The sequence below is a fragment of the Actinomadura nitritigenes genome, from assembly GCF_017573545.1.
In the GTDB taxonomy this organism is placed as follows: Bacteria; Actinomycetota; Actinomycetes; order Streptosporangiales; family Streptosporangiaceae; genus Spirillospora; species Spirillospora nitritigenes.
Window position 1 is genome coordinate 213138 of record NZ_JAGEOK010000009.1, and the last position, 25638, is coordinate 238775.

Annotated in this window: 20 protein-coding genes; 6 read left to right on the plus strand and 14 right to left on the minus strand. The window is 75.7% G+C overall.

Translation table 11 applies throughout. The annotated features are described in order from the left end of the window. Positions 1-283: 283 nt before the first annotated feature. Positions 284-1468 (minus strand): cytochrome P450, encoded by a 1185-nt coding sequence (locus J4557_RS15970; RefSeq protein WP_243775824.1) that lies wholly within the window; start codon positions 1466-1468, stop codon positions 284-286. A gap of 108 nt (positions 1469-1576) precedes the next feature. Here J4557_RS15970 and J4557_RS15975 point away from each other — a divergent pair, with 108 nt between their 5' ends. Then, positions 1577-2392: an SAM-dependent methyltransferase gene (locus tag J4557_RS15975; RefSeq protein WP_208267313.1), complete on the plus strand. Its 816-nt coding sequence runs from the start codon at positions 1577-1579 to the stop codon at positions 2390-2392. Positions 2393-2502: 110 nt separating this feature from the next. Here the strand turns inward: J4557_RS15975 and J4557_RS15980 are convergent, their stop codons facing one another. From J4557_RS15980 to J4557_RS16025, 10 genes are all read right to left on the minus strand, one after another. Beyond that, positions 2503-3387 (minus strand): aminoglycoside phosphotransferase family protein, encoded by an 885-nt coding sequence (locus J4557_RS15980; RefSeq protein WP_208267314.1) that lies wholly within the window; start codon positions 3385-3387, stop codon positions 2503-2505. A 42-nt stretch (positions 3388-3429) separates the two neighbouring features. Further along, positions 3430-4338: a coiled-coil domain-containing protein gene (locus J4557_RS15985; protein ID WP_208267315.1), complete on the minus strand. Its 909-nt coding sequence runs from the start codon at positions 4336-4338 to the stop codon at positions 3430-3432. Next, on the minus strand, positions 4335-5471 hold the full coding sequence (locus tag J4557_RS15990) for a hypothetical protein (protein WP_208267316.1): 1137 nt from the start codon (positions 5469-5471) through the stop codon (positions 4335-4337). The genes J4557_RS15985 and J4557_RS15990 overlap by 4 nt, the downstream gene beginning before the upstream one ends. Continuing rightward, positions 5468-8056 (minus strand): hypothetical protein, encoded by a 2589-nt coding sequence (locus tag J4557_RS15995; RefSeq protein WP_208267317.1) that lies wholly within the window; start codon positions 8054-8056, stop codon positions 5468-5470. The genes J4557_RS15990 and J4557_RS15995 overlap by 4 nt, the downstream gene beginning before the upstream one ends. Next, a complete protein-coding gene (locus J4557_RS16000; RefSeq protein WP_208267318.1) occupies positions 8056-9174 on the minus strand; it encodes a DnaA/Hda family protein in 1119 nt (372 codons plus the stop codon). Before J4557_RS16000 ends, J4557_RS15995 begins: the two co-directional genes overlap by 1 nt. An 88-nt stretch (positions 9175-9262) precedes the next feature. After that, positions 9263-11083: a hypothetical protein gene (locus J4557_RS16005; RefSeq protein ID WP_208267319.1), complete on the minus strand. Its 1821-nt coding sequence runs from the start codon at positions 11081-11083 to the stop codon at positions 9263-9265. Beyond that, positions 11070-13568, minus strand: a complete 2499-nt coding sequence (locus tag J4557_RS50915; protein ID WP_208267320.1) for an AAA family ATPase — start codon at positions 13566-13568, stop codon at positions 11070-11072. The genes J4557_RS16005 and J4557_RS50915 overlap by 14 nt, the downstream gene beginning before the upstream one ends. Next, positions 13558-14973: a hypothetical protein gene (locus J4557_RS16015; protein WP_208267321.1), complete on the minus strand. Its 1416-nt coding sequence runs from the start codon at positions 14971-14973 to the stop codon at positions 13558-13560. The genes J4557_RS50915 and J4557_RS16015 overlap by 11 nt, the downstream gene beginning before the upstream one ends. Then, positions 14970-15623 carry a 4Fe-4S single cluster domain-containing protein gene (locus tag J4557_RS16020; protein ID WP_208267322.1) on the minus strand — a complete coding sequence of 218 codons (654 nt, stop codon included), beginning with the start codon at positions 15621-15623 and terminating at the stop codon, positions 14970-14972. Before J4557_RS16020 ends, J4557_RS16015 begins: the two co-directional genes overlap by 4 nt. Then, a complete protein-coding gene (locus tag J4557_RS16025) occupies positions 15620-17917 on the minus strand; it encodes a DUF4407 domain-containing protein (RefSeq protein ID WP_208267323.1) in 2298 nt (765 codons plus the stop codon). The genes J4557_RS16020 and J4557_RS16025 overlap by 4 nt, the downstream gene beginning before the upstream one ends. 393 nt (positions 17918-18310) lie before the next feature. Here J4557_RS16025 and J4557_RS16030 point away from each other — a divergent pair, with 393 nt between their 5' ends. After that, on the plus strand, positions 18311-19096 hold the full coding sequence (locus J4557_RS16030) for an SDR family NAD(P)-dependent oxidoreductase (protein ID WP_243775826.1): 786 nt from the start codon (positions 18311-18313) through the stop codon (positions 19094-19096). Positions 19097-19153: 57 nt separating this feature from the next. Here the strand turns inward: J4557_RS16030 and J4557_RS16035 are convergent, their stop codons facing one another. Beyond that, positions 19154-19852, minus strand: coding sequence for a PepSY domain-containing protein (locus J4557_RS16035; protein ID WP_208267325.1), 699 nt, complete (start codon positions 19850-19852; stop codon positions 19154-19156). 113 nt (positions 19853-19965) lie between these two features. On the opposite strand from J4557_RS16035, the gene J4557_RS16040 reads away from it, so the two are divergent. Continuing rightward, positions 19966-20643, plus strand: coding sequence for a response regulator transcription factor (locus J4557_RS16040; RefSeq protein WP_208267326.1), 678 nt, complete (start codon positions 19966-19968; stop codon positions 20641-20643). Positions 20644-20677: 34 nt separating this feature from the next. Then, on the plus strand, positions 20678-22096 hold the full coding sequence (locus J4557_RS16045) for a sensor histidine kinase (protein ID WP_307799851.1): 1419 nt from the start codon (positions 20678-20680) through the stop codon (positions 22094-22096). A gap of 43 nt (positions 22097-22139) precedes the next feature. Here the strand turns inward: J4557_RS16045 and J4557_RS16050 are convergent, their stop codons facing one another. Beyond that, positions 22140-23528: a GntP family permease gene (locus J4557_RS16050; protein WP_208267328.1), complete on the minus strand. Its 1389-nt coding sequence runs from the start codon at positions 23526-23528 to the stop codon at positions 22140-22142. 168 nt (positions 23529-23696) lie between these two features. On the opposite strand from J4557_RS16050, the gene J4557_RS16055 reads away from it, so the two are divergent. Further along, on the plus strand, positions 23697-24437 hold the full coding sequence (locus J4557_RS16055; protein WP_208267329.1) for a FadR/GntR family transcriptional regulator: 741 nt from the start codon (positions 23697-23699) through the stop codon (positions 24435-24437). After that, the gene (locus tag J4557_RS16060; protein WP_208267330.1) at positions 24434-25081 is read left to right on the plus strand and encodes a nitroreductase family protein; all 648 of its coding nucleotides are present in this window, start codon (positions 24434-24436) and stop codon (positions 25079-25081) included. Before J4557_RS16055 ends, J4557_RS16060 begins: the two co-directional genes overlap by 4 nt. Positions 25082-25166: 85 nt before the next feature. Here the strand turns inward: J4557_RS16060 and J4557_RS16065 are convergent, their stop codons facing one another. Further along, a complete protein-coding gene (locus J4557_RS16065) occupies positions 25167-25598 on the minus strand; it encodes a hypothetical protein (protein WP_208267331.1) in 432 nt (143 codons plus the stop codon). Between the last annotated feature and the right edge of the window lie 40 nt (positions 25599-25638).

A 25638-nucleotide genomic window follows, 5' to 3' on the forward strand; every position in this document is an offset into this window, starting at 1 on the left:
CAATCTAGGATGATCTATTCTGCTTTCGATCGAAGACCCCTGCCGAGGTGGCGAAAGCCCTTGTGGGGGATAACTCGTAGACTCGTCACTTCAACACTCGGAGTGCCACCACATCCGTCCGGGACCGGACTCTCATTGCGCCCAGCGCTCTTCTGATTCGGCCAGCTGATGCCTGTCCGGACGTGACTGATCTCCCCAATTCATATAACGACGGCCGCGACGGTCACGACGGCCAGGGGGCTTCCGGGGCGCCCGGACGGTAGGTGGCGCCCCGGAGGTGCGGTCAACGGCGTGCGGTGATGCGGGTGGGGAGGGACACGAAGCCGCGGTCGTTGGAGGAGTGCACCCGCTCGGCGCCCGACTCGTCGATCTCGTAGTCGGCGACGACGGCGGTGACCTCCTGCAAGGCGATGCGGGCTTCCAGGCGCCCGAGGTTCGCGCCGAGGCAGTGGTGCCGGCCGTTGCCGAAGGCGAGCGACGCGCCCGTGTCGCGGTCGAGGTCGAAGCGGTCCGGGTCCGGGAAGACGGACGGGTCGCGGTTAGCGGCGCCGGTGAGGAGGAGCACCTTCGCGTCGGCGGGGATCGTGACGCCGTGCAGCGTGATGTCCTCGGTGGCGGTGCGGGCGAGGACCTGCGAGGTCGGCTCCCAGCGGAGGGTCTCCTCGATCCAGTCGTCGATGCGGCCGCCGAGGGCCCTGGCGCGCTCCTCGGGGTGCAGCCAGGCGGCGTGCCACGCGTTGCCGAGCGTCAGCATCGTGGTCTCGATGCCCGCGCCGACGAGCAGGATCAGCACGCCGACGATCTCCTCGGGGGTGAGGCGGTCGTCGCCGTCCGCGGCGTCGAGCAGGCCCGACAGCAGGTCGCCGCGGCGCTCCTTGGACCGCTCGATCGTCAGGTCGGTGTAGTAGCCGACGAGGGCGCCGATGGCCTGCAGGGCCTCGGGCGGCAGGTCGTCGCCCTCCTCGCCGCGGTACATGATCGCCATGCCGAGGTCGCGGACCATGCCGCGGTCGGCCTCCGGGACGCCGACCAGTTCGGAGATGACGTCGGTCGGGAAGCGGCCGGCGAAGTCGGTCATCAGGTCGAAGGTGTCGCCGTCGAGGTGCGGCAGGACGCACTCGCGGGCGATCTCGCGGATGCGGGGCTCCAGCTCCTGGACGCGGCGCTGGGTGAAGGCGCGCGACACCAGGCCGCGCATCCGGGTGTGCTTGGGCGGGTCCATGGCGACGAACGAGAAGAACTTCTCCGCCTCCGGCCCCCAGAACGCCGGTTCGATGCGCAGGCCGTTCCGGCTGGAGAACCGCGCTGAGTCGCGGAGTGCGGACAGAACGTCGCCGTGCCGGGACAGCGCCCAGAAGTCGTCCGTTTCGCTGCGATAGACCGGTGACTTTTCGCGCAGTTCCGCGTACACCGGGTAGGGGTTTTCCTGAATCGCGAAGTCGAACGGGCTGTAGAAAAGATCCACCATGTGCCTTCCCGGGTAGGCGATGCGCGTGGACCGATCCTGCCACGCATAATGGTGTCCTGCCATTTCACTTCCGTCGCGGTTTCGCGGCGGGCGACGAAGCGAGGCCGCGTGGACGCTGAGCAGGTTCCGCCGGGGATCGATCCGACGAAGGCGCACCCCTCGCGCAGGTACAACTACTGGCTCGGCGGCAAGGACAATTTCGCGGTCGACCGGGAATCGGCGGAGATGGTGGCGTCGGCGTTTCCGACGGTCGGCCTCGCGGCCCGGGAGAATCGTGCCTTCATGCGCCGGGTGGTCGGTCATCTGGCGGGCGAGGCGGGGATCGGGCAGTTCCTGGACATCGGCACCGGGCTGCCGTCCGCGGGCAACGTGCACGAGATCGCGCAGGGCATCGACCCGGCGGCGCGGATCGTCTACGTGGACAACGACCCGATCGTCCTGGTGCACGCCCGCGCGCTGCTGACGAGCGAGCCGCAGGGGCGGACCGCCTACATCGACGCCGACCTGCGCGAACCGGAGAAGATCCTCGCCAACCGCGACCTGCGGCGGACCCTGGACCTGTCCCGGCCGGTCGCGCTGATGCTGGTGGCGACGATGCACTTCATCACCGATGACCACGACCCGTACGGGATCGTCCGGACGCTGCTCGGCGCGCTGCCGTCCGGCAGCCATCTGGTGATGACGCACGCCACCGGCGACTACCTGACGCCCGAGGAGTACGCCGCGAACGTGGAGGCGAACGAGCGGAGCGGGGTGCCGTTCCGGCTGCGCAGCCACGACGAGTTCGCGCGCTTCTTCGATGGCCTGGAGTTGCTGCCGCCGGGCGTCGGGTCTGTGGTGGAGTGGCGTCCGGAGGAGCCGGTGGAGGACCGGCCGGCGGTCGATGACGTGTCGATGCTGTGCGCGGTCGCCCGCGTGCCCTGATCGGCCGCTTGCGTGCCCCGAGCCGTCGCCCGCGTGCCCTGATCGGCCGTTCGCGTGCCCTGATCGGTCGTTCGCGTGCCCTGAGCCGTGGCCCGTGTGCCGTGCCCTGATCAGCCGTCGAGGACGGACCGGATCGTGTACCGGGCGTTGGCCGAGATGATCGGGTTCGTGCAGCGGTAGTACGGCAGCTGGATCACGGCCATGGAGAGCGCCCGGCCGCGTCCGCGCAGCCAGGTCGCGTCGTCGGCGTCCACCGCGTCGCGGAAGGCGGCCCGCGCATCCGCCGGCAGGAGGTTCCAGGCGGGGATCAGATCGCAGGCGGGGTCGCCGATGCCGCAGGTGGCGAAGTCGAGGACGCCGGAGAGGCGTCCGGCGCCGTCCACCAGCAGGTTGCCCGGCATGAGGTCGGAGTGCAGCCAGCGGGGCGCCCCGGCCCAGCCGGGCGCCCGGAGCGATTCGTCCCAGGACGCCAGGATCGCGGCGGCGTCGAAGGGCTCGTCGGTGCGGCGCAGTTCGGCGACCGCCGCGCGCGTCGCCGCGTCGACGGAGGCCAGCGGGCCGCTGCGGTACGCGGGCGGGCCGCCGGGGACGCCGATCTCGCGGAAGGCGAGGACGAAGGCGGCGAGGTCGCGGGCGAGTTCCGGGCCCGCCCTGCCTTCGGCCGGGGTGGCGCCGTCGAGCCACCGGTGCACCGCCCACGGCCATGGGAAGCCTTCGGCGGGGCCGCCCGTCCCGGCGACGGCCGGGATCGCGACGGGTAGGCCCGGCGCGAGTTCCGGGAGCCACCGCGTCTCGTGGTCCAGTGCCCGCACCCCGCCCGCCGTCAGCGGCAGCCGGACGGACAGCGCGGAGCCGAGCCGGTAGACGGCGTTGACGGTCCCGCCGGACGCGACCCGCTCGACGGGCAGCCCGGACCACTCCGGGAACCGGCCGCGCACGAGCCGCCGGACGAGGCCGGCGTCGGTGTCGATTTCGCCGGCGTGCATCTTCGCCATCGCGCCAGCAGACCCGACGCCGGGCCGGGAGGTCAACCGGGATCAGGTGAGGGGCAGGACGCGGCGGGCCTCGGCGTGGGCGTGGTCGTGGATCTCGAGGGCGGCGGCGAGCGCGGCGTCCAGCTCCTCCAGGGTGCGTTCGACCAGGTCGAGGGCGTCGCGGGCGCGTTGCAGGCCGGACGACTCGACGAGGGAGCCGCGGGCGATGCCGTCCAGCAGGGCGCGGTCGGCGTCGCGGTAGCGGGCGAGCGCGGGCATCAGCCGGTCCGCGTCGGCCCGCAGGGCGGTGAACCCGTCGGCGGCGGCGGCCAGCTCGGCGGTCCGGGACTCCACGGCGGCGCGCTCCTCGGCGAGGCGGTGCCGCGCGGCGGCGAGGTCGGCGTCCGCGGCGGCCGCCTCCTCGACGGCCTCCCGGACCCGCTCGTCCAGCCGGTCGAGCTGCGCGCGGGTGAGGCGGAGCAGGCCGGTGGCGGACGCGTCGAGCGCGTCCTCGGCGTCGCGCGCCGCGTTCAGCTCCGGCCGGCGATCGTCGAAGGCGTCGCGCTGCGCCCGGAGCGCGTCGAGGTCGGCGCGCAGGCCGTCGAGGCGGTGGAGTTCGGCGAGCTCGGCGCGGACGGCGGCGTGCTCCCCGGCGGTCGCCCTCATCGCCTCGACGGCGGGGCGCAGCTCGGCGAGGCGGCGGCGGTCGGCGGCGAGGTCCGCGCGCATCCGGGCGAGCTCGGCGGTGGTCTCCTCGAAGTGCGCGACGAGGTCGCGGCCGAGGTCGCCGCCGCGGGCGAGGGCGGGCAGCGTCTCCAGCAGCTCCGGCAGGTCGTGCAGCGCCTCGTCCAGCCCGGACACGAACCGGAACGCGGCGAGGTCGTCGCCCGGCGGGACGGCGCGGGCCTCCGCGAGGGCGGCGGCCAGCGCGGCCTTCAGAGCGGCGAGCGCGTCGGCGGGCGCGTCGGTCATCGGGCGGGCCTCTCCAGGGGGACGGGCACCGGGTCGGCGTCCGGCGCGACGGGGAACAGGGCGATGACGGGGCCGCGGGTCGCGGCGCGCAGCCCGAGCCGGTACGCGCCGGGCGCGAGCCCGGGGGCGCGGCACGGCGCGGGCCGGCCGTCGACCTCGACCGGCAGCGTCCCGGCGTCGTCGAGCATCAGCGACGGGGCGCCGAGCGCCGGCTCGCGGCGGTGGCACAGCAGCAGGTCGCGGCCGTTGAGGGCGGCGAACCGGCCGGGCCGTCCGGGGACGCCGATCTCGGCTCCGGCGGGCAGCCCGTCCCGGATCCGGTGGATCGGCAGCCGGACGTCGGGGAGCGGCGCCTCCCGGAACACCCCGTCCGCGAACAGCGCGGCGCCCTCCACGGCGGCGTGCGGGCCGAGCGGTGCGGCGTCCGCGAGCGCGTTCGAGAGCGCGTCGGCGACCGGCGGGAACCCGGCGAAGCCGCCGGTCAGCACCGGCCGCGCGGACGCGGCGGACCAGCGGCCGGCGAGGGCGGCGAGCCGCGCGCCGACCGGCTCGAACGCCTCCAGCAGCGCGCCCGCGGTGATCTCCAGGTCGCCGGCGCGGACCGCGAGCGCGTTCCGGAACAGCGCCTTCTCCCGGGCGGTCGCGAGGACGGCGGCGAGCCGTTCGGCGCCGCGCGCGGCGGACGCCGCGAACTCCCGGCCGCGTCCGGGCGCGACGGCCTCGGCGAACGCGTCGCCGCCCGCGGCCGCGTCGAAGGCGGCGTCCACGAGCCGGACGGACTCGCCGGACACCTCGCACAGCCCGAACCCGGTGCCGGACGCGCCCGCGTCGCAGACCAGGTAGCGGCCCGGACCGGTCCGGGCGGCGGCGTGCGCGGCGACGGCGGCGAACCGGCCGATCAGCGTCGCGGGCCCCACCGGCAGGACGGTCGCGTGCAGCAGTTCCTGCCGGGCCAGGCCGGCGCCGTGGTCGCGCCAGTGGTCGGGGACCACGCAGGTGACGGGGCGGCCCGTCCCGGCCGCGCGGGTGAGCACCCCGGCGATCGCCTCGGGCGGCGGCGTCGCGAGCACGGTGAGACCGGCGGCGGTCCGGATCCGGGTGGTGGCCGTCCCGACGTCGACGGCGGCGGTCACGACCGGCCGCCGCCGCCCCGCCCCCACCGGGCGGGCTTGGACGCTTTGAGCAGCGACTGCGCCTTCTCCGCGTTGTGCCTGAGGTGCTCGCGGGTGTTCTCGTCGATCAGCAGCTCGCCGTCCTGGTCGGCGGCGGCGGTGATCTCGATGATCCGGTGCCAGAAGCCGATCTCGGCCACCGCGACCGTCGCGGCCTGGGTGCGCAGCGACGGCCCGACGCCCGGGTACCGGGTGATCGCGCGGGCGAGGTCCAGGGCGCGGTTCGCGGCGTCCGGCTCCTCCATCTCGGTGAGGGCGAGCCGGACCTCGCCGATGATGTCCACGACGGTGCCGGCGGTGATGTTCGGCAGCCCGGTCAGCAGCGTCTCGGCGATCTGGACGGCGGGCACGCCCCGGGCCATCTCCTGGGCGCACAGCGCGGCGATGTGCCCGGCCGGCGCGTTCTGCGGAAGGTTCGTCAGCACGGTCATGAAGGAGTCCTTCGCGAGTTCCGGGAAGAGCTGCTCGGCCTCGTGCCGGCAGACCTGGTATTCCGCGGTGACGCCGAGCGACGGGACGCTCGCGCGGGCGGCGAGCATCGCCTTCGCGACGGGCAGCGCCTCGGCGGGCGGCCCGGCCATCAGCTCGCGGGCGAGCATGAGGACGGGCCCGGTGCCGCCGGCGGCGGCCCAGCCGCCCGCGCGCAGCCAGGCGGTCAGCGTCTCGCGGCGCCGGTCCGTGCGGCCCTGCGGCATGGGCCGCGCCCACACCGACCGGAACCCCTCCCAGTAGGCGGGGTGGTCGGCGGTGGCGGTGCCGGTCACGTGGTGCGGGGGAGCGGCGAGCCACAGCAGCAGCCCGTCCAGCATGCCGAGGGACGCCGGGTCGGACGAGGCGGCCCGCGTCAGCCGGCTCTTCAGCAGCAGCGCGTCGCCCGCCGGGATCCGGTCCAGCGACGCCAGCCAGTCCGCGAGGCCGTCCAGGACGAGGGGGAGGCGGCGCGCCTCGGCGGCGAGGGCGAGGACGTCGCCGACGCAGGCGGGGTCGTGCCCGGCGAGCCCGGCGAGCTGGTCCCCGCGGACGGGGGTCAGCGGGGAGAACAGCAGGTTGCGGAACAGGCCGAGCAGCGACGCGGGCAGATGGTGGGTGAGGCACTCGTACCAGGCTTGGAGCGGGGCCGGCTCGCCGCGCCCGACCGCGGTCATCAGCGCGCACACCACCCGCGGGGACCGGGCCAGCTCGCCGAGCGTCAGCGGCCACCGCGGGCCCGCGGGGGTGATTGCCGCGGGGCCGATCGCCTCGCGGACGACCAGCGCGGCGGCCTCGGCTCCGACCTCGTCGAGGCCGCGTTTGGGTGCGGTGACCAGCGCGGCGAGCAGCTCGTCGGCGCGCCCGAGGTCATGGGCGAGCTGGAAGTACGGCAGTGCCAGCGCCGCGCGCGCGCCGGCCGGGACGTCGTCGCCGGTCCAGACCAGCCCGCGGACCGCCGCGCACAGCTCGCGGAACGGCGTCACGGTCGTGCTCGCGACCTCCGCCCAGCGTTCGCGCAGGAGCGGGATGTCTTCGGGTGCGTGTTCGCGGATCAGTGCGGTGAGGATTTTGCGGGCGCCTGCGTCGCCGAGTTCGCGGTGTCGTCCGGTGGCGAGCAGGTCGCGGACGTCGGCGGGGTCGTGGGTTCCGCGTTCGACGGCCTGCAGGACGGTGGCGGGCCAGTCCAGCCCGCCCAGGACCCGCACCACGGTGGCGGGGTCGGTGTCGGCGAGCGGTGCGGTGGCCTGCGCCAGATGCGCGATGACCTCGGCGTGCGAGCGTCCCCGGTCCCCGAACAGGTCCGCGAGCATCTCGGCGTAGGCGCGGCCCGGTGTGTCGCGTTCGGGCAGCCGTGGTGTGCGCCAGTCCAGCTCGGTGGTCCGGTCACGGACCTGCCGGGCGAACGCCAGGGACACGTTGCGGTTGCCGCTCTGGTCCCAGGTCGCGGCGCTGAACCGGGTCCGCCACCCGTACGGCAGCAGCGCCGCGACGGTGTCCAGGAACGCCAGCCGGTCCAGCACACCCAACTCCGGGGCGGCGGTGATGGTGACCGGCCCGTCGATCAGCAGGGACGCGGCGGCGGCGACCCGCTGCACCCCGAACCGCTGCAACGCCCGCGCCGGGACCTCCGGATCCAGCGCCGCCACCCCCAACTCCACCCCGTCCGCCGGGAACGGCGGCGTCAACCCCGCCAACGCCTCATACAGACCCGTATAGGACACCGGCACCGCACGCAGCGCCTCATACGGCACGCACAGGTAGCGGGTCTCGGCGATCGGACGCCCCGCACCGTCGGCCTCGCCCGTCCAGTCCTCCAACGCCACACCGATACGGGTCCCGTCGTCGCCGCCGCGGACCTCGCTGATCGTCACCCACGGCAACGCCGCCGGCCCCGACCGCCCCGGCGACGGCGTCCCGAGCGCGAAATGCCGCAGGATGTGCGCATAGTCACCCGCCGAGAAGTCCGGCCCCCCACACCCCGTCACCCGGTACTCGTCATAACTACCCGGCGGCTTGCCACGGACCGCCCACCCCGCCCGCAACCTCACCACCTCCCGCGCGGCAGCCTGGTCCATCACGGCTCGCCCACGTTCCCGGCCAGCCACATGACCGGCTCCAGCACGTTGATCGGGGCGACGTCGCCGCGGATCCGGAACCGGTCCTCGCCGGCGAGCCCGTCGCCGCCGTCGGACTGCTCGGCGATGTTCAGGTAGTCCTCCGGCTGGAAGCGGTTCTCCACCGGGTCGCGGTAGAAGCCGATCGCGGACGTCACGAAGTAGCGGGTGCGGGACTCGCCGAAGTGCGAGCGGATGCCGCGGAGCAGCGAGTTCACCGGGTCGTGCGCGTGCGTCCCCCGGTACAGGTCCTGGAAGAACTCCAGCGCGCGCGTCTCGTCGACCCGCGGCATCCCGAAGATGCTCGCGGGCGGCGTCACGTAGCCGAGCCGCACGGCCCGCTCGTACACCTCCGGATGGTCGAACTTGGTGATGCAGACGGCCAGGTGGTGCGGGAGCTTGTGGTCGACGCCGCTGGTCCCGGCCAGCTCGGAGATCTGCAGGACGGTCCGCTGGAAGAACGCGTAGGCGTCGTTCATCTCGCGCTCGCGGGTCGGGTCGAACAGGAACAGCAGCCCGTCGCAGCCCGCCAGGTGCCGGACGAGCCGCTCCTCCGCGTCGCCTCCGCCGCCGTCGCCGGACCCGCCGTCGCCGTCGCCCGCGGAGCTGCTGAACCGCAGCCCCGACGACGGCTCGCGGGCGGCGCGGTCCTCCGGGCGGCTGCTGAACATGCCGCCGGGGGCGTCCATCATGTCCAGCATCACCGTGTACGGGACGGGGCGGCGCCGCTTGAAGCGGAGCCGCCCGGTGTCCGGGCGCACCTTCTTGATCTGCGTGCCGTGCAGCTGCCAGGCCAGGTTCGGCGGCAGCTCCCGGGTCGCCGGGACGAACCGGCGCTCGATCTTCAGCTGCCGGGTGGTGTCGGCGAGGAACTCGGTGGACGCGCGGTTGCAGCCGACGAGCCGGACGTCGTGCCCGCCCTCCTCGGCGGCGATCCGCAGCGCCGCGAGGAACGTGGTCTTCCCGCAGGTCGGCGCGCCCCACAGCCCGATGCGGCGGGGCTGTGGCGGCGCGGGCGGCGGCGGCCCGGCGGGCTCGTCGGGCCGGGCTTCCTGCTCGGGCGGGGTCGGTTCGGTCATGCCGGGCCTTTCACGGGGTCGTGCCTTCCACGGGTCGTGCCTTTCGACGGGGCGGGGATCGCGGAGCAGCAGCTCACGGGACGAGGGCTCACGGGACGAGGGGGAACGGCAGCGGCGGCGACTCGCCGTCGGGCAGGACGCCGAGGACCTTGGCGAGCCCGGCCGCGTCGGCGGAGTCGAGGTCGGTGCGGTGGGCGGCGCCGAGCACCGCCCACTCCGGAGGGTCGCGCCGCCGCGCGTCCTGCGCCGCGACGGCCTGCCCGGGGACTTCCTTCGGGGCGGGCGCGTCGGTCACCGCGATGAGCCGCACGCCGGACGCCTCCAGCTGCGCGACGGACTGCCGCCAGTTCAGCCGGTGCGGGCACGGCTCGACGGGCCGGAGCACGTCGCCGTGGCCGCTGCCGGGATGCGGGGGGCGGCCCGCGACGGTGAGCAGGATCCGGGCGCGGCCGTCGCGGGGGCCGTTTAGCAGCGCGGCGGCCCGGTCGAGGGAGTCCTCCAGCGGCGCCGCGCGCGCGCCGAACGGCCCGGACGGCGGGAACGGCAGGTCCGCGAGCGTGCGGGCGGCGTCGTCGGGCCGCTGCAGCGGCCCGCCAGACACCACGTCCCGGTTCTTGTGCTTCGGGTCGATCGGATGGTCCAGGTGGCCGACGACGGCGACGCGGGCGGTGCCGCCGAGCTCGTCGCCGAGCAGTTCGAGCAGGTCCGCGACGAGGTCGCGGCGGCGGCGGGCGGTCTCCGCGCGGCCGCCGAGCTCCAGCACACAGACCAGCTCGGTCGCGAACGCGGCGGCGGGCAGCCGCCGCGGGACGCGGCGCAGCAGCTCCGGCCAGGTGGCGGCGGTGTCGTCCACGCCGTCCGGTTCCAGGAACCGGAGCCGGCCCGGGCCGTCGAGCGCCACCCGGACCAGCCCGGCCGCGCCCCGCGGCATCCGCGCCGACACGATCCGGACCGGCTCCGGCGGGTCGTCCCACGTCACGACGGCGAGTGCCGTCTCCTGGTCGGAGCCGCCCGGCGCGCGGCGCACCCGCACCTCCGCCTCGTCGCCCGCCCGCGCCCCGGCCGGGAACAGCGGCAGCCGCACGACCTCGGCGGCGCCGTCGCCGGGCCGGGACCGCAGCGCCGCCAGCCCGTACGGGCTGGCGATCGGCCGGTCCGCGACGACGCGCTCCAGCAGCGCCGCCGCGTCCGGTTCGCCCGCCGCGATGCGGACGTCCGGCAGCAGGTCGGTGAACGCCCGCACGACCGCGTCCGGGAACGGCATGCCGGGCAGCCCCGACAGCACGGCCGTGTCGACGGACGTGCAGTACCGCCGCACGAGGTCGCCGGCCGCGCCGCCGATCGTCGCGTCCGCCCATGCCGGGTCGATGCCGGACGGCCCGCCCGCGAGCTGGAACCGGCGGTGCGCCGGGTCCGACGGCAGCCCCGGCAGCAGTGCCGACCACGGCACCGAGGCCAGCTCCCGGAACCCGAGCGGGCCCGCCGCCGGGACGCCGCCCGTCACGAACAGCCGCACACCGGCGTCCTCCACGGCGACGACGACGAGGGGGCGCTGCGGGCCGAGAGCGTCCAGCACCGCCGCCAGTGGCGGCCGCGCCGCCTCGCGCCGCGCGGCGACCTCCCGCCGCGCCTGCTGCCACTGCGCCTCCGCCGGCCTGCCCCGCAGGTGGGCGGCGTACGGGAGCCAGTCGTCGCCGGCGCGCGCCGCGGCCCGCAGGTCGAACTCCAGCCGCGCCGCCGACAGCGCCGCCTCCGCGGCCGCCCGGTCGGCGCGGCCGGGACGCCACGGCCCGGCGAGCGTCCACCCGCACACCGCGCACCGCACGTCCCCCCGGCCCGCCGCCGCGTCGACCGCGGCCGCGTCGAACGGCACCGTGCAGAGCGGGCAGCGGCCGTCAGCCGAGTTCATCGGGCACATCCTCCGGCAGCAGCAGGTTCAGCATCCGCGCGTCGGCGTCCGGGCGGTCCACCACCCGCTCGGCGAGCCGCGCCTCCATCCGCTCCAGCAGCCGGCGGACGGTCCGGCCGTTGCCGAACCCGGGCCGCCGCGCCGCGTCCGCGAGCCACGCCCGCGCCGCCGGGAGCGTCGCCGGGTCCAGCTCGTAGGCCTGCCGCTCCGCCATGGACCGCAGGATCTCCAGCAGGTCGTCGACCGCGTAGGCGGGGAACTCGATCGTCTCGCCGAACCGGGAGCCGAGACCGTCGTTGGCCGCCAGGAACCGGCGCATCGGCTCCGGATAGCCCGCCGCGATCACCGCGAGGCGGCCGCGGTGCCGCTCCATCTCCTCGACGAGCGTGTCGATCGCCTCCTGCCCGAAGTCGTTGTCGCCCCCCGCCGTGAGCGCGTACGCCTCGTCGATGAACAGCACCCCGCCGAGCGCGCGCTCCACGGCCCGCCGGGTCAGCGGCGCGGTCTGCCCGACGTAGGACGCGACCAGCCGCGACCGTCCCGTCTCGACGACGTGCCCGCGCTCCAGCAGCCCCATCTCCCTGAAGATCCGGCCGAAGTGCCGCGCCACCGTCGTCTTCCCGGTGCCGGGCGGGCCGATGAACAGCAGGTTCGGCGCGACGACCTCGCCGCGGCCGCGCATCCGCCGCAGCCGCAGCCGCTTCACCAGCACGTCCGCGCTCCGCTTCACCGGCCCCAGCCCGACCATCGCGTTCAGCTCGCCGAGCAGCTCCGCGGTGTCGCGCGGCGCGGGACGCGCGTCGAGCCGCAGCCGCTCCGGCAGGTCGCGCGGCTCCAGCGGCAGGTCCCGGTCGTCCTTCACGCGCCGCGCCCACCGCGCCGCCGTCTCCTGCGTCACGTCCCGGACGGCGCGGGCGTTGCCGAACCCGCGGTCGCGGGTGCGGTGCAGCTCCGCGACCGCCTCGCCGAGCGCCGTCTCGAACCCCTCGCCCCACGCCATCCCCATCGGACGCAGCTGCCGCGCCGCGATCTCCGCCAGCTCGGCCGGCCCGTGGTCGGGGAACGCGATGACGTTCTCGTGCGGGAACCGGCTGCGCAGGCCCGGGTTGCTGTCGAGGAACTCCTGCATCTCGTCCGGGTAGCCCGCGACGATCACCACCAGCTCGGCGCGGTCGTCCTCCATCCGGGCGAGCAGCTCGGTGATCGCCTCCCGGCCGAACCCGTCCGCCTGGTCGCTCAGCTCGTACGCCTCGTCGACGAACAGCACCCCGCCGAGCGCCCCGTCGATCACCTCGCGGGTCCTCGTCGCCGTCTGCCCGACGAACCCCGCGACCAGGTCGCTCGCCCGCACCGACCGGACCCGGCCGTGACGCAGGATGCCGAGCTCCCGGTACAGGTCGCCGACGATCCGCGCGACCGTCGTCTTGCCCGTGCCCGGGTTGCCGGTGAAGACGAGGTGGTGCGACACCGGCTCCGCGCCCGCCGGCGGCCGGTACCGCAGGCCCTCCAGGTGCCGCTTCACCGGTTCCAGGCCGACCAGCTCGTCCAGCCGCCGCATCACGTCGCCGTCCGCGACGGGCGCGGCGATCCAGCCGTACCGGTGCAGCGGCTCCTGCCCGAGCGGCGTGCCCTCCGCCGCCATCCGCCGGCCGAGGCGCCGCTCCCACGTCTCCAGCGGGACGTCCTGCGCCGCCATCGCCCGGACCGTTCCCTCCAGCCTCGTCCAGTCCGCGATCCGCAGGTTCCGGGCGATCCGCAGCCGGTGCACCAGCCGCGCCAGCTCCGCCTCGCCGGGCGGGCGCAGCAGCCCCGGGCGCGCCGGGCGCCGCTCCTCCGCCTGCACCACCCGCACCAGTCCCGGCAGGTCGCGGCTGCCCTCCGCGAACGCGCGGACCTCCGCGAGCGACGCCCCGCCGAACACCAGCACGCAGATGTTCCGGCTGCCCGGCCGGAACTCCAGCCACCGCTCCAGCGCCGCCGCGAACGGCGCCCGCGCCTCCTGCCAGCGCTCCAGCACCTCCAGCTGCTCGACGACGACGGCCGTCGGCGTCGACTCGTCCAGCATCAGGCTGCGCAGCATCCGCACCGCGAACGCCCCGGACATCGCGCGGCTCTCCGCCCGCGCCGGCGCGGCGGGCGCGGGCCGCAGCCTGCGGCGGCCGAGCGGGCCGCTGAATCCCGGGCGCATCACCGACGCGCCGCCCTCCGGCCGCTCCGCCGCCTCGGGGTCGGCGGGCAGGCGCCGCGACGCCGCGTCCCGGACGGTCAGCGTCGCGTCCAGCGAGAAGAACACGACCCGCTCGTAACCGGCGTCGTGCAGCGCCTCCCATACCGCGCTGCCGAGATCGTGCTGCCGGTACAGGCCGTCCACGAACGCGTCCTTGACGCCCGGCCCGTACAGCGGCAGCACGGACTCGCCCTCGCGCGCCGCGTCGCGCAGCGCCAGCAGCCGCTCGGGCACCGCACCGGCCGGTTCAGCGCTCATGAGCCCCTCGGCCGCGCACCTCGTCCTGCCTCGCCACCGGCCGGGACGCCGCCGCCGACGCCACCGGCCGGGACGCCGCCGCCGACGCCACCGGACGGGGCGCCGCCGCCGGACGGGCCAGCCGGTCGAAGTCGCGCAGCGCCGGATCGGGCTCGCCGCCCTCCTCCGCCGGGTCGCCGGCGTCCAGGCCCTCCGCGCGCAGCGCCCGGCTCACCGCCGCCGACCGCTCCCGGCGCGCCGCGTCGTCCGGGTCGTCCTCGTACGACAGGATCCGCAGCGTGAACCCGGAGCCGTCGCCGTCCGGCGCCACCTCCACCACGACCTCGCCGCCGTCCGCGCGGTGCCGCAGCCGGCTGAAGAACGCCCGCCGCTCGTCCCCGGCCGCGTAGGTGTTGCCGGACCAGGCGAACCCCTGCCCCTCCAGCACCGCCACCACCTGCTCGGCGACGTTCACCCGCAGCTGCGACGCGACGATCCGCTCCGCGGCCCGCTCGACCAGCGCGTCCAGCCGCCCCTCGTGCTCCGGCGCCGTCTCGGTGATCAGCGCGCGCAGCTCGGCGGCGTCCAGCGGGCAGTCCGGGTCGGCGACCAGGTCCACCTGCCGGGCGACCGCGTCGCGCAGCGCGGCCAGCCCGCCGTCCGTCCAGTGGTCGACGTCCAGCACGGTGCCCGGGTCGGCCTCCGCGATCGGACGCTCCGCGTTGTCCTCGATCGTCGCCGCGACCGTCCGCAGCGCCGCGAGCGCCTCCGCGCGGAGCGCCTCCCACTCCAGCGCGAGCCGCTCGACGTCCGCGCGCAGCTCGCTCAGGTCGAGGTAGAGGTCCTGCACCTGGCTCAGCGAGTACCCGGCCGCGTGCGCCTCCAGGTTGCCCCGCGCCACGTCCAGCCGGGCCGCCAGCCGCTCCAGCCGGCCCGGCGCGAACCGGTCGTGCGGCAGCGTGTCGCGGATCGCGTCGTGCATCGTCCGCGCGTCGCCGAACAGCCGCCGCGCCGCTGCCGCCGCCGCGTCGCTCTCGCCGCGCAGCGCGCCGACCCGCGCGTCCACCGCCGCGAGCCCGGCGCGCCGCTCCGCCCGCTCCCGGGCGATCTCCGCGGCGAGCCGTTCGCCCTGTTCCGCCACCTCCCGGCGGCCCTCGGCCAGCCGCTCGCCGTGCTCGCGCAGCCGCCGGCCGGTCTCGTCCTCCAGCCTCCTGGCCTGCTCGCTCAGCCCGGCGAGGGCGCGGTCCGTGCCGTCCTGCCGGGCCGCGGCCTCCCGCCGGGCGCGCTCGACGTCCCCGCGCGCGGCCCGCTCCACCTGACGCAGCAGGCGCGGCATGTCCCGCCGCACCTTCGCCAGGTCGCGGGCGGACGCCTGCGCGTCCCGCCACGCCGCCGCGTCCACCGAGATCACCTTCGCGCCGCTCATCGGGTCTCCTCGCCGCTCGTGCCCTCGCGTACCGTGCCGGTGACGATGCCGCCTCCGCCCGCGGAGGCGTCGCGCGCGCGGGCGAACCCCTCGGACAGCGCGCGGGGCGGCACGCCGACCAGCAGCGCCTCCCCGCCGCGGACCCGCACCTCCGCGCGGCGCGGGCCGCCCGCCAGCTCCTCCGCCGCGCCGGCGAGCCGGTCCGTCAGGTGGTGGACGCGCTGGTTGGCGCTGCCGCGCAGGCCCCGGTCGTCGTTGCGGGACCGCACGTACCGGCCGTCGATCAGCACGTCCACCTCGGCGAGCAGCGCCTCCGCGTCCGCCCGGCCGGCGAGCTCGGCCCGCCGGAACCCGGTGAAGCAGATGACCGACAGGTCACGGCGGGCGCGGGCCGCCCGCACCAGGTCCGCCAGCCCGCCCGCCTGCGCCATCGGCTCCCCGCCGGACAGCGTGAGGCCGGTGACGTCCGGGTCGGCCAGCAGTTCGTCCGCCAGCGCGTCCGGCGCGACCCGGCGGGCCTCCCGGAACGGGATCCAGTCCGGGGCGAGGCAGCCCCGGCAGCGGAACGGGCAGCCCTGCACCCAGACCACCGAGCGCAGCCCCGGCCCGAGCGCCCGCGTCCCGACGCACGTCTCCGCCACGTTGATCACCGGCGCCGGTCCTGCCACCAGTTCGTCAGCGGCCCGAAGAGCCGGTCCCTGCGCGACTGCCGCGTGGCGTCCCGCACATGCCCCTCGTAGCCGGACGGCCCGAACCGCGACGGCCGCGGCGGGACCCCGGCCCCGCCGCCGAACCCGACCGGGCTCGCGCCGCCGTAGGGGGCCGCGTTGCGGTTCGGGCTCTCGCCGAAGGGCATCGGGTCGCCGCCCGCGCCCGGAGCGCCCCCGGGCCGGTCGGCGCCGAACGGCATCGCCGCGCCGTACGGTGCGGGGCCGCCGCTCCCGCCGCCCGGCGCGCCGGCGCCGTACTGCGGGTCGCCCGGCCGGCCGTTCATCAACCGGACGTTCGACGGACCGCCGAAGCCGCCGCCGCCCGACGGCGCCGGCCGGCCCGCCGGGAACCCGCCGTTCCCGGGCGGCACCGGCGGATCGAACGCGATCCCTCCGGGGTTCGCGGGCGCCACCGGCGCGCCGAACGCGGAGCCGCCGGGCGTCCCGGACGCCATCGGGGCGCCGTAGCCCGGCTCCGTCCGCACGTACCGGTCGAGGTCGGCGGGGATCCGCGCCATCTCGCGGCGCTTCCACTCCTCCAGCGCCGCCTCGCCGACCTCGCCCTCCGCCATCGCCGTCCGCTGCGCGAGGCTCTCCAGCATCGCGCGGCGCGCGTCGTACACCAGGCCCGCGTACTTGACGTCGTCGGCGGCGCGGACCCGCGCCACGTCCGCGTCGCGCCGCGCGAGGTGCGCGCCGGTCTCCCGGTTCTCCCGCTCGTGCGCGGCGACGAGGTCGTCGTACACGGTCGGCGGCCCGAGGATCTGCATCATCTTCACCAGCACCGGCAGCAGCTCGATCGCGATGAACATCAGCGTGACGAACAGGTGCGCGGTGCCGATCGTGCCGTTCTTCTGCGACAGCCGGTTGAGGGCCTCCAGCCGCAGCGCCATCCCGTCGGACTTGCGGGTGTCGGCCGCGTGCTGCTCCTGCAGCGCGGACTGCTGCTTCTTCAGCCGCGTCAGCTCCGCGTTCACGCCTTCGGCGCCGCCCTGCCCGTTCAGCTCGTTCTGCGCGTCCTGGACGCCCTTGGTCTTCAGCTGCGCCATGTAGTTCTTGAGCTGGGTGTCGGCGGTGTCGAAGTCGCGCTTGGTGTCGTTGTAGTCCTGGATGCGCTTGCGGGCCTCGGGGCCGAGGCCGGCGCGGCCCGTCCCGCACTTGCCGAGCTGCTCGCAGGTCAGCTTCTCGCGCCGCTGCTCGAGCTGCTTCTGCAGCTCGTCGCGCTTGTCCTGGAGCTGCTTGAGGGTGGGGTCGGCGTCCGGCGTGGCGGGCAGGCCGCCCGCGGTGACCTGCGCCTCCAGCTGCTGCTTGCGCTTCTCCAGCCAGTCGATGCGCTTGCCGACCTGGTCGTCGGCGGTCTGCGCCTGGTACTTCGACTCCGCCTCGGCGTGCAGGACGTTGACCTCCTGCGAGATCTCCGGCGCGAAGATCTGCAGGACGATCGGCATCGACAGCACGAAGCCGAACAGCAGCGCGAGCGCCAGCCGGGGCAGCGCGAGGAACACCACGCCCCACTTGCTGGTCGTCCGGGTCATGGAGGCGACCAGCCAGCGGTCCAGCGACAGGATGCCGAGGAACCAGCCCGCCGTCAGCAGGACGATCACCGGCCACGGCGCCTTCAGCGCGATGTGCAGCGCCGCGGCCATCGACGCCCCGGCCAGCGCCGCCGTGAAGATCACGACGCTGCCGAGGCCCTGGAAGCGCGACTTGTCGGTGGGGCTCTGCCGGAGGATGGCCCGGTTGACGCCGGACGCCCACAGCAGCGGGGAGAACCGCTCCCCGCCGCCGCGGGGCGCGGGCGGCGGGAGCGGCGTGCTCGCTTCGGTCATGTGCTCGGCCCTCACTGGACGTTCGGTCGGGGGGACGGGCCCGGTCGGGGAGAGGGGCCCGCTCGAAGGAACAGGGGGGATCCGGTCGGCGGTGGGAGGGGGGTTCGGCCTCAGCAGCGCGCGCAGCCGGCCGGGCGCGCGCCGCCGGAGCACGTCGGCGCGCAGCGGTTCGGCGCGCTCGTCGACGTCCTCGACGGGGCCGTCCGGTGCCCGGACGTCGGCGCGGGCGCGCGGCGTCAGGACGCGGGGGCGCGGCACGGCCGCCCGCGCGCCCGGCCCGTCCGAACGTTCCGGTATCGGCACCCCCATATCGGGCACCCCCGGCGGCGGGACCTCTCCCGGCGGGCCGTGCGCGCCCCCGGACGGGGGGCGCGGGTGCCCGCCCGGCTCGTCCTCCCACGCCATTCGCACCTCCGCCGTGGCGTTCGGGTCACCGGTCCGCCGGTCATCCACCGGACGGCAGCGCGGGCCGCGATGCCACCGGCTCTCAGTTGTGACGCATCCCTTACCGAGAGGGTTCGTCAAATACTGGCAGTTGTCTCGAGAAGCTTGTGAGTCCCTTGACACAGATGGGAAAAGTGGCCGCAATTGGCCGCAGATGGCCGGTTTTACGCTTGCGGAGGGCGTCCACGGGAGTGCCGGGGGCCGTTGCGGCCGGGGGCGGGCGGGGCGTCGAATGGACGTATGACCAGGTTCCTGCGGATCGAGGACGACGTCGCCCGGACGCGCGCGCGCTTGACAATGAGTGAGTACTCACTCAAGCTGGGAATGAGTGCACACTCAGTCAGGGAGGTCCCGATGTACCCCGAGCTCAACGGCAAGGTCGTCGTCATCACCGGCGGATCGCGCGGCATCGGCGCGCAGACCGCCCGCGCGTTCGCCGAGGAGGGCGCCCGGGTCGCGGTGGTCGGCCGGGACGCGGACGCCCTCGCCCGGGTCGCCAAGGAGACCGGCGGCATCGGCGTCGTCGCCGACGTGACGAGCCTCGCCGCCGTCGAGGACGCGCGCCGCCGCGTCGAGGCGGACCTCGGACCCGCCGACGTCCTCTGCGCCTTCGCCGGCGGCGGCATCGCCCGTCCCGGCCCGACCGCCGCCATGACCGAGGAGGAATGGCACTCGGTCGTCGACGGCAACCTCACCGCGACGTTCCTCACCCTGAAGAGCTTCCTGCCCGGCATGCAGGAGCGCGGCGCCGGCTCGATCGTCACGATGTCGTCCTCGGCGGGGCGGATGCCGTCGAACCTGCCGAGCGCCGGCGGCCGCGACATGGGCAACCCGTGGGGCGCGCCGGTCGCCTACGAGGCCGCGAAGGCCGGGATCCAGGCGCTGACCAGGCACGTCGCCGCCGAGGTCGGCGGGCAGGGCGTCCGCGTCAACTGCGTCGCGCCCGCCGCGATCCGGACCGAGCGCACCGAGCGGCACATGCCGCCGGAGGTCCAGGACCTCGTCGCCGCCGCGCACCCGCTCGGCCGCATGGGCGAGACCCGCGACGTCGCGTCCGCCGCCCTGTTCCTCGCCTCGGCGCAGTCGTCCTGGCTCACCGGCCTGACCCTCGACATCGCCGGCGGCAAGATCATGCTCTGAACCGCCGAAGGCGCCGCGCGCGGTGCGCGGCGCCCTGGGCGGGCATGGCGGGCGGGCTCAGTCGTCGTCCTGGCCGCCGCGGTCGTCGTGGTCGTCGTGCTGGTGCTTCCCGTCGGCGTGCTTGCCCTCGTGCTCGCCGCCGTCCCTCTTGCCGTCGTCCTCCTTTCCGCCGTGGTCGTCGTGCTCGGACTCGTTCCGGGTGACCGTGCCGCCGGCCCCGTCGACGAGCAGTTCGTGCCGGGCGCCGTCCTTCCCGGTGATCTCGACCTCCCAGGCGGGCTTGGCGCCCTCGTTCTCCGGCTCCACCGAGGTGACGGCGCCGGGGACGGTCCTCAGCGCGGTCGCGGCGGCCTGCTGCGCGGTGACCTTCGTGTTCTTCAGGCCTTGTGCCTCGGCGGCGTCGGAGCCGGAGCCGCGGCCGGCCCGGTCGGCGGTCACCTTCGCGGTCGCGGTGCCGACCGTGACCTCGCGCCACGTGCCGTCGGCGGCCAGGACCTCGATCTCCCAGGCGCCGCCGTCGAGGTCGGCCTCGCCGACGGTGCCGGGCACCGCCTTCAGCGCCGCCGCCATCGCCTGGCCGGCGGTGACGGCGGGGGCCTTCGCCGGACGGTCGCCGTGGCCGTGGCCGTGGCCGTGCCCGTCGTCGTGGCCGGCGGCCAGGGCGGTGCCGGCCGTCCCGGCGGCCACGGCCGCGACGGCGACGCCGGCGACCAGCAGGCGCCGGCCGGTCAGGAACTTGCGCAGGTCGGGCTTCATCGTTCTCCCCGTCGGAGGGACTCGCGGACGTCCACCACCCTGCGGGAGCGAGCCTGAAGGGACGCTGAAGCTTCCTGAAGATCCCTTCAGGTGCGTTCTGTCAGGGTGGGGGCATGAAGCTGCTGGTGGTCGAGGACGAGCGGCGGCTCGCCCGGTCCCTGGCCGGCGGGCTGGCGGCCGAGGGGTTCGCCGTGGACGTCGCGCACGACGGCGTCACCGGGCTGCACCAGGCGACCGAGGGCGACTACGACCTGGTCGTCCTGGACGTCATGCTGCCCGGCCTGAACGGCTACCGGGTCTGCGCCGAGCTGCGCGCCGCCGGCTCCGAGGTGCCGATCCTGATGCTGACCGCCAAGGACGGCGAGTACGACGAGGCGGAGGGCCTGGACACCGGCGCCGACGACTACCTGACCAAGCCGTTCTCCTACGTGGTGCTGCTGGCCCGGACCCGCGCGCTGCTGCGCCGCCGGACGCGCGGCGGCGCCCCGGAGATCGTGCTCGGCGACCTGCGGGTGGACCCCGCGTCCCGGACGGTCCGGCGCGGCGGCGCGGAGGTCGGGCTGACCGCGAAGGAGTTCGCCGTGCTGGAGCACCTGGCCGTCAACGCGGGCCGGGTGGTGCCGAAGACGGAGATCATCGAGAACGTGTGGGACTTCGCCTACGGCGGCGACCCCAACATCGTCGAGGTCTACGTCAGCGCGCTGCGCCGCAAGCTGGACGCGCCGCTCGGCCGGCGGTCGATCACGACGGTGCGGGGCGCGGGCTACCGGCTGAGCCCCGACGGCGGCTGACGTGCCGCGGGGGAGGAGGCGGCCGTTCGCGTCCGTGCGCTCGCGGGCGGCGCTGGCCGCGACGGCGGTGGTCGCGGTCGCGCTGGTCGCGGCCGGGCTGACCGTGCTGCTCACGCTCCGGGGCAGCCTGACCCGGCAGTCCGACCTCCAGGCGGAGATCATCGCGCGGGAGGTCGCGGCGCAGGTCGCGCTGGGGACGCCGGTCACGCGGCTCGACCTGCCCGACTCCGAGGACCATCCGGTGCAGGTCGTGGACGAGCGCGGCCGGGTCGTCGCCGTCACGAAGGACCTGGAAGCGATCAGCGGCACCGGGTCGTCGTCCGTGACGCCGACCGCGACGTCCGCGACGTCCACGGGCGGGGACGATGACGACGGCCGCGACGACCACGGCGGCCGCGGTGAGCGGCCGGGGCGCGGCGAGGTCTCCACGGACGTCGACTACGGCGGCGGCCGCGCGACCGTCGACCACGGCACGGCCGACTACCGGTTCGCGGCGGTCGCGGCGACCTCGCCGTCGGGCGGGACCGTCGTCGTCCACGCGGGGGCGCGGCTCGCCACGCAGGCCGTCGGGTCGGTGACCCGCGCGATGCTGCTGGGGCTGCCGCTCCTGCTGCTCGTGGTCGGGGCGGTGACGTGGCTGGTGACGCGGCGGGCGCTGCGTCCGGTGGAGGCGATCCGGGCGGAGATGGCGGCGATCACCTCGGCCGGCGACCTGGCGCGGCGGGTGCCGGTGCCGGGGTCGCGCGACGAGGTGGCGGGGCTGGCGGAGACGACCAACCAGACGCTCGCCGCGCTGGAGCGGTCGGTGGAGCGGCAGCGGCGGTTCGTCGCGGACGCCTCGCACGAGCTGCGCAGCCCCCTCGCTTCGCTGCGCACCCAGCTGGAGGTCGCGGCCGCGCACCCGCGGCTGCTGGACGTGGACGGCGCGGTCCAGGACGTCGTCCGGCTCCAGGATCTGGCCGCCGGGCTGCTGCTCCTCGCCCGGCTGGACGCGGGGGAGCGGCCCCGCCACGACCGGGTCGACCTCGGGGCGCTGGTCCGCGAGGAGGCGGCGCACCGCGCCGCGACCGGCCGGGTCCCCGTCGAGGTGACGGGGACCGGCGCGTTCGAGGTGCTCGGCAGCGCCGCGCAGCTCGGACGGGTGCTGGTCAACCTGCTCGACAACGCGCAGCGGCACGCGGCGTCGTCGGTCGGCGCCGCGCTGTCCGCGGGCGGCGGGCGGGTGACGCTGCGGGTGACCGACGACGGCCCCGGCGTCCCGCCCGCCGACCGGGAGCGGATCTTCGAGCGGTTCGTCCGGCTCGACGACGCGCGCGCCCGCGACGAGGGCGGCGCGGGCCTCGGCCTCGCCATCGCCCGGGGCGTCGCCCGCGCGCACGGCGGCGACCTGACCGCGGGCGGCGCCCCCGGCGGCGGCGCGGTGTTCGAGCTGTGGCTGCCCGCGGCCGGATGACGGTTGTCCGGCCGGTGGCGGCTCCGGCTGGACGACGCTTCAGCTAGACGACGATGTTCAGCGCGAGGACGAACACCAGGCCGCAGACCGAGATCACCGTCTCCATCAGCGACCACGACTTGATCGTCTGCCCGACGCTCAGCCCGAAGTACTCCTTGACCAGCCAGAACCCGGCGTCGTTGACGTGCGAGAAGAACAGCGAGCCGCTGCCGACGGCGAGGACCAGCAGCGAGGTGTCGCCGGTGCTCAGCCCGGTGACGAGCGGGGCGAGGATGCCGGACGCGGTGACGGTCGCGACGGTCGCCGACCCGGTCGCGAGCCGGATCAGCACGGCGACGAGCCAGCCGAGGACGAGCACGGACACCCCGCTGCCGTCCACCCAGTCCGCGATGGTCTTGCCGATGCCGGTGTCGACGAGCGTCTGCTTGAAGCCGCCGCCCGCCGCGACGATCAGCAGCACGCCGGCGATCGGCGGCAGCGACCGCTCGAGCGTCGTGGTGATCGTCCGGCGGTCCATGCCGGCGCCGCGGCCGAGCGTGAACATCGCGACGACCACCGCGATGAGCAGCGCGATCAGGGGCGTGCCGAGGTTGTCGAGGACGGTGTAGGGCTCGGTGCCCTCGTCGAGGACGATGTCGGCGAACGCCTTGAGCAGCATCAGCACGACCGGCAGCAGCACGGTCGCCAGCGTGATCGAGAACGAGGGGCGGCGCTTGCCCTCCTCCTCGGCGTCCCCCTCGCCGGTGGTGAACAGCTCGGGCGGCTGGACGTCCACCCAGCGCGCGGCGAACCGGGCGAGCAGCGGCCCGGCGAGCGCGACGGTCGGCACGGCGACGAGCACGCCGAGGCCGAGCGTGACGCCGAGGTCGGCGTGCAGCGCGTCGATCGCGACGAGCGGCCCCGGGTGCGGCGGGACGAGCCCGTGCATGGCCGACAGCCCGGCCAGCGCCGGAATGCCGACCGCGATGATCGACTGCCCGGAGCGGCGCGCCACCAGGTAGATCACCGGCATCAGCAGCACGAGGCCGATCTCGAAGAACATCGGCAGCCCGATCAGCGCGCCGACCAGCGCCATCGCCCAGGGCAGCGCGCGCCGCCCGGACCGTCCGACGATGGTGTCGACGATCTGGTCGGCGCCGCCGGAGTCGGCGAGCAGCTTGCCGAACATCGCGCCGAGGGCGATCAGCGCGCCCACGCCGGACGCGGTGTCGCCGAAGCCCTTGCCGAAGCTCTTCACGGTGTCGGCCATCGGCAGCCCCGCGATGGCCCCGACCAGCAGCGAGCCGAGGGTGAGGCTGAGGAACGGGTGCACCTTCAGCCAGGTGATCAGTACGACGATCAGGGCGATGCCGGCGAGCGCCGCGGGCACCAGCCGCCCGCTGGACGCGTGCGGCGCGCTCAACTCGGCCGCGGAGAGCACGATCGAGTGCATGTGCGGTCATCCTCCTCGGTGGCGGGCTGGGGGATCCCGGGGGGTGGGGGCGCCACCTCGGCCGAGTGCACCTCATTAACCAGCCGTTATCAAGAGCTCAAGTGAAAAAAACATACCTTTGACATCCGGGTGTGCCTGCATCGACGCAATCGTGTGATGATTGACGCCATGGTGCGAGACAGCCCGGCCGGGTTGCACGGCAGCGTCGTCGACCGGCTCGGCGTGCAGATCACCTCGGGGGACGTCCCGGAGGGCGAGGTGCTGCGGATCGAGCAGCTGGAGGCCCGGTTCGGGGTCTCCCGCTCGGTGATCCGCGAGGCGATCCGGGTGCTGGAGTCGATGGGGATGGTGACCAGCCGGCGCCGCGTCGGCATCACGGTCGCGCCCCGCGGCTGCTGGAACCTGTTCGACCCGCAGATCATCGGCTGGCGCCTGGAGGGCCCCGGCCGCGACGAGCAGCTCCGCGAGCTCGGCGAGCTGCGGCGCGGGCTGGAACCGGTCGCGGCGCACCTCGCGGCGCTGCGCGCGACGCCCGCCCAGTGCGGCGCGCTGACCGGCGCCGTCATGCAGATGGCGGTGCACGGCAAGTCCGGCGACCTGGAGGCCTACCTCCAGGCGGACGTGCAGTTCCACCGGACGCTGCTGGAGGCGTCCGGCAACGAGATGATGGGCGCGCTCAGCGGGGTCGTCGCGGCCGTCCTCGCGGGCCGCACCCACCACCACCTGATGCCCGCGCACCCGGAGCCGGCCGCGATCCGCTGGCACGCCGAGGTGGCCCAGGCCGTCCAGGCGGGCGACGCCGCGGCCGCCGAGCGCGCGATGCGCGACATCGTCGACGAGGCGACGCGCGCCATGCTCGACCCCTCCGACGCCGGACCGGCGGCCCCGCCGTCGATACTGGGATCATGACTCTTCCGCTGAGCCCGGACGAACTGCTGACCACCACCCGTACGGTGCGCAAGCGCCTCGACCTGGCCCGTCCCGTGCCGATGGACCTCGTCCGCGAGTGCCTGGAGGTCGCCCTCCAGGCGCCGAGCGGCAGCAACCGGCAGGGCTGGCACTGGATCGTCGTCACCGACACCGAGAAGCGGAAGGCGATCGGCGAGTACTACCGGCGCTCGTTCGCCGCGTACGCGGCGTCGGGCGGCACGGCCGCCGGGCAGTTCGCGGACGACCCGGACCGCGCCGAGGTGCAGCGCCGGGTCGGTGACAGCGCCTCCTACCTGGCCGAGCGCATGGGGGACGTGCCGGTGCTGGTGATCCCGTGCCTGCGGCTGCACGGCGGGAAGCTCCCGGACGGCAACCAGGCGGGGCTGTGGGGGTCGCTGCTCCCGGCCGTGTGGAACTACGCGCTCGCGGCGCGGGCGCGCGGTCTCGGCACCGCGTGGACGACGCTGCACCTGGCGTACGAGCAGGAGGTCGCGGACGTCCTCGGCCTCCCGGCGGACGTGCGGCAGGGCGCGCTCGTCCCCACCGCGTACTACACGGGCGAGACGTTCAAGCCGGCGCCGCGCGTCCCGCTGGACGAGGTGCTGCACGTCGACGAGTGGTGATCGGGCGCCACCGTTCGATCGGGTGCGACCGCGCGGGGCGGCCACCGGCGATCCCCCTCGGCCCGCCGGAGGGCCCGCCCCCCGCTCAGCGGTCGCGCCTGCGGAGGTCGGCCAAGATCGCCTCGGAGATCGCGATGGCGGCCCTCTCGGGATCGGCGGCCGGGCAGAACGGCTGGAACCAGCGGGCGACCGGGTGGCCCGCGCGGTCGCGGCGGGGCCGCTGCCAGTGCCAGTAGAGGTCGTCCCCGTCTGCGGGCCCGCCGGACGGTCCGCCGGGGGGCGGCAGCAGCCAGACGGTGCGCCCGACGTACGGCTCGACCTGCACGCACTGCGCCGAGACCGCCATCGGCGAGGAGCCGCTCTCCCACGGTCCGGACGCGCGCAGGCCGAGGGCGTGGAGGCGGGACATGAGGCGGCGCGCGCACTCCTCCGCGTCGGCGGGGCCGGCGTCCGCGCGCCCGCCCGCGCGGCCGGCGGGATGCGGGTGGGGGGGCTCGGCGATGGCGAGGCTCGTCATGGCGGGCTCCCGGGAGCGGTGGCGGTGTCTGACAGCCAGG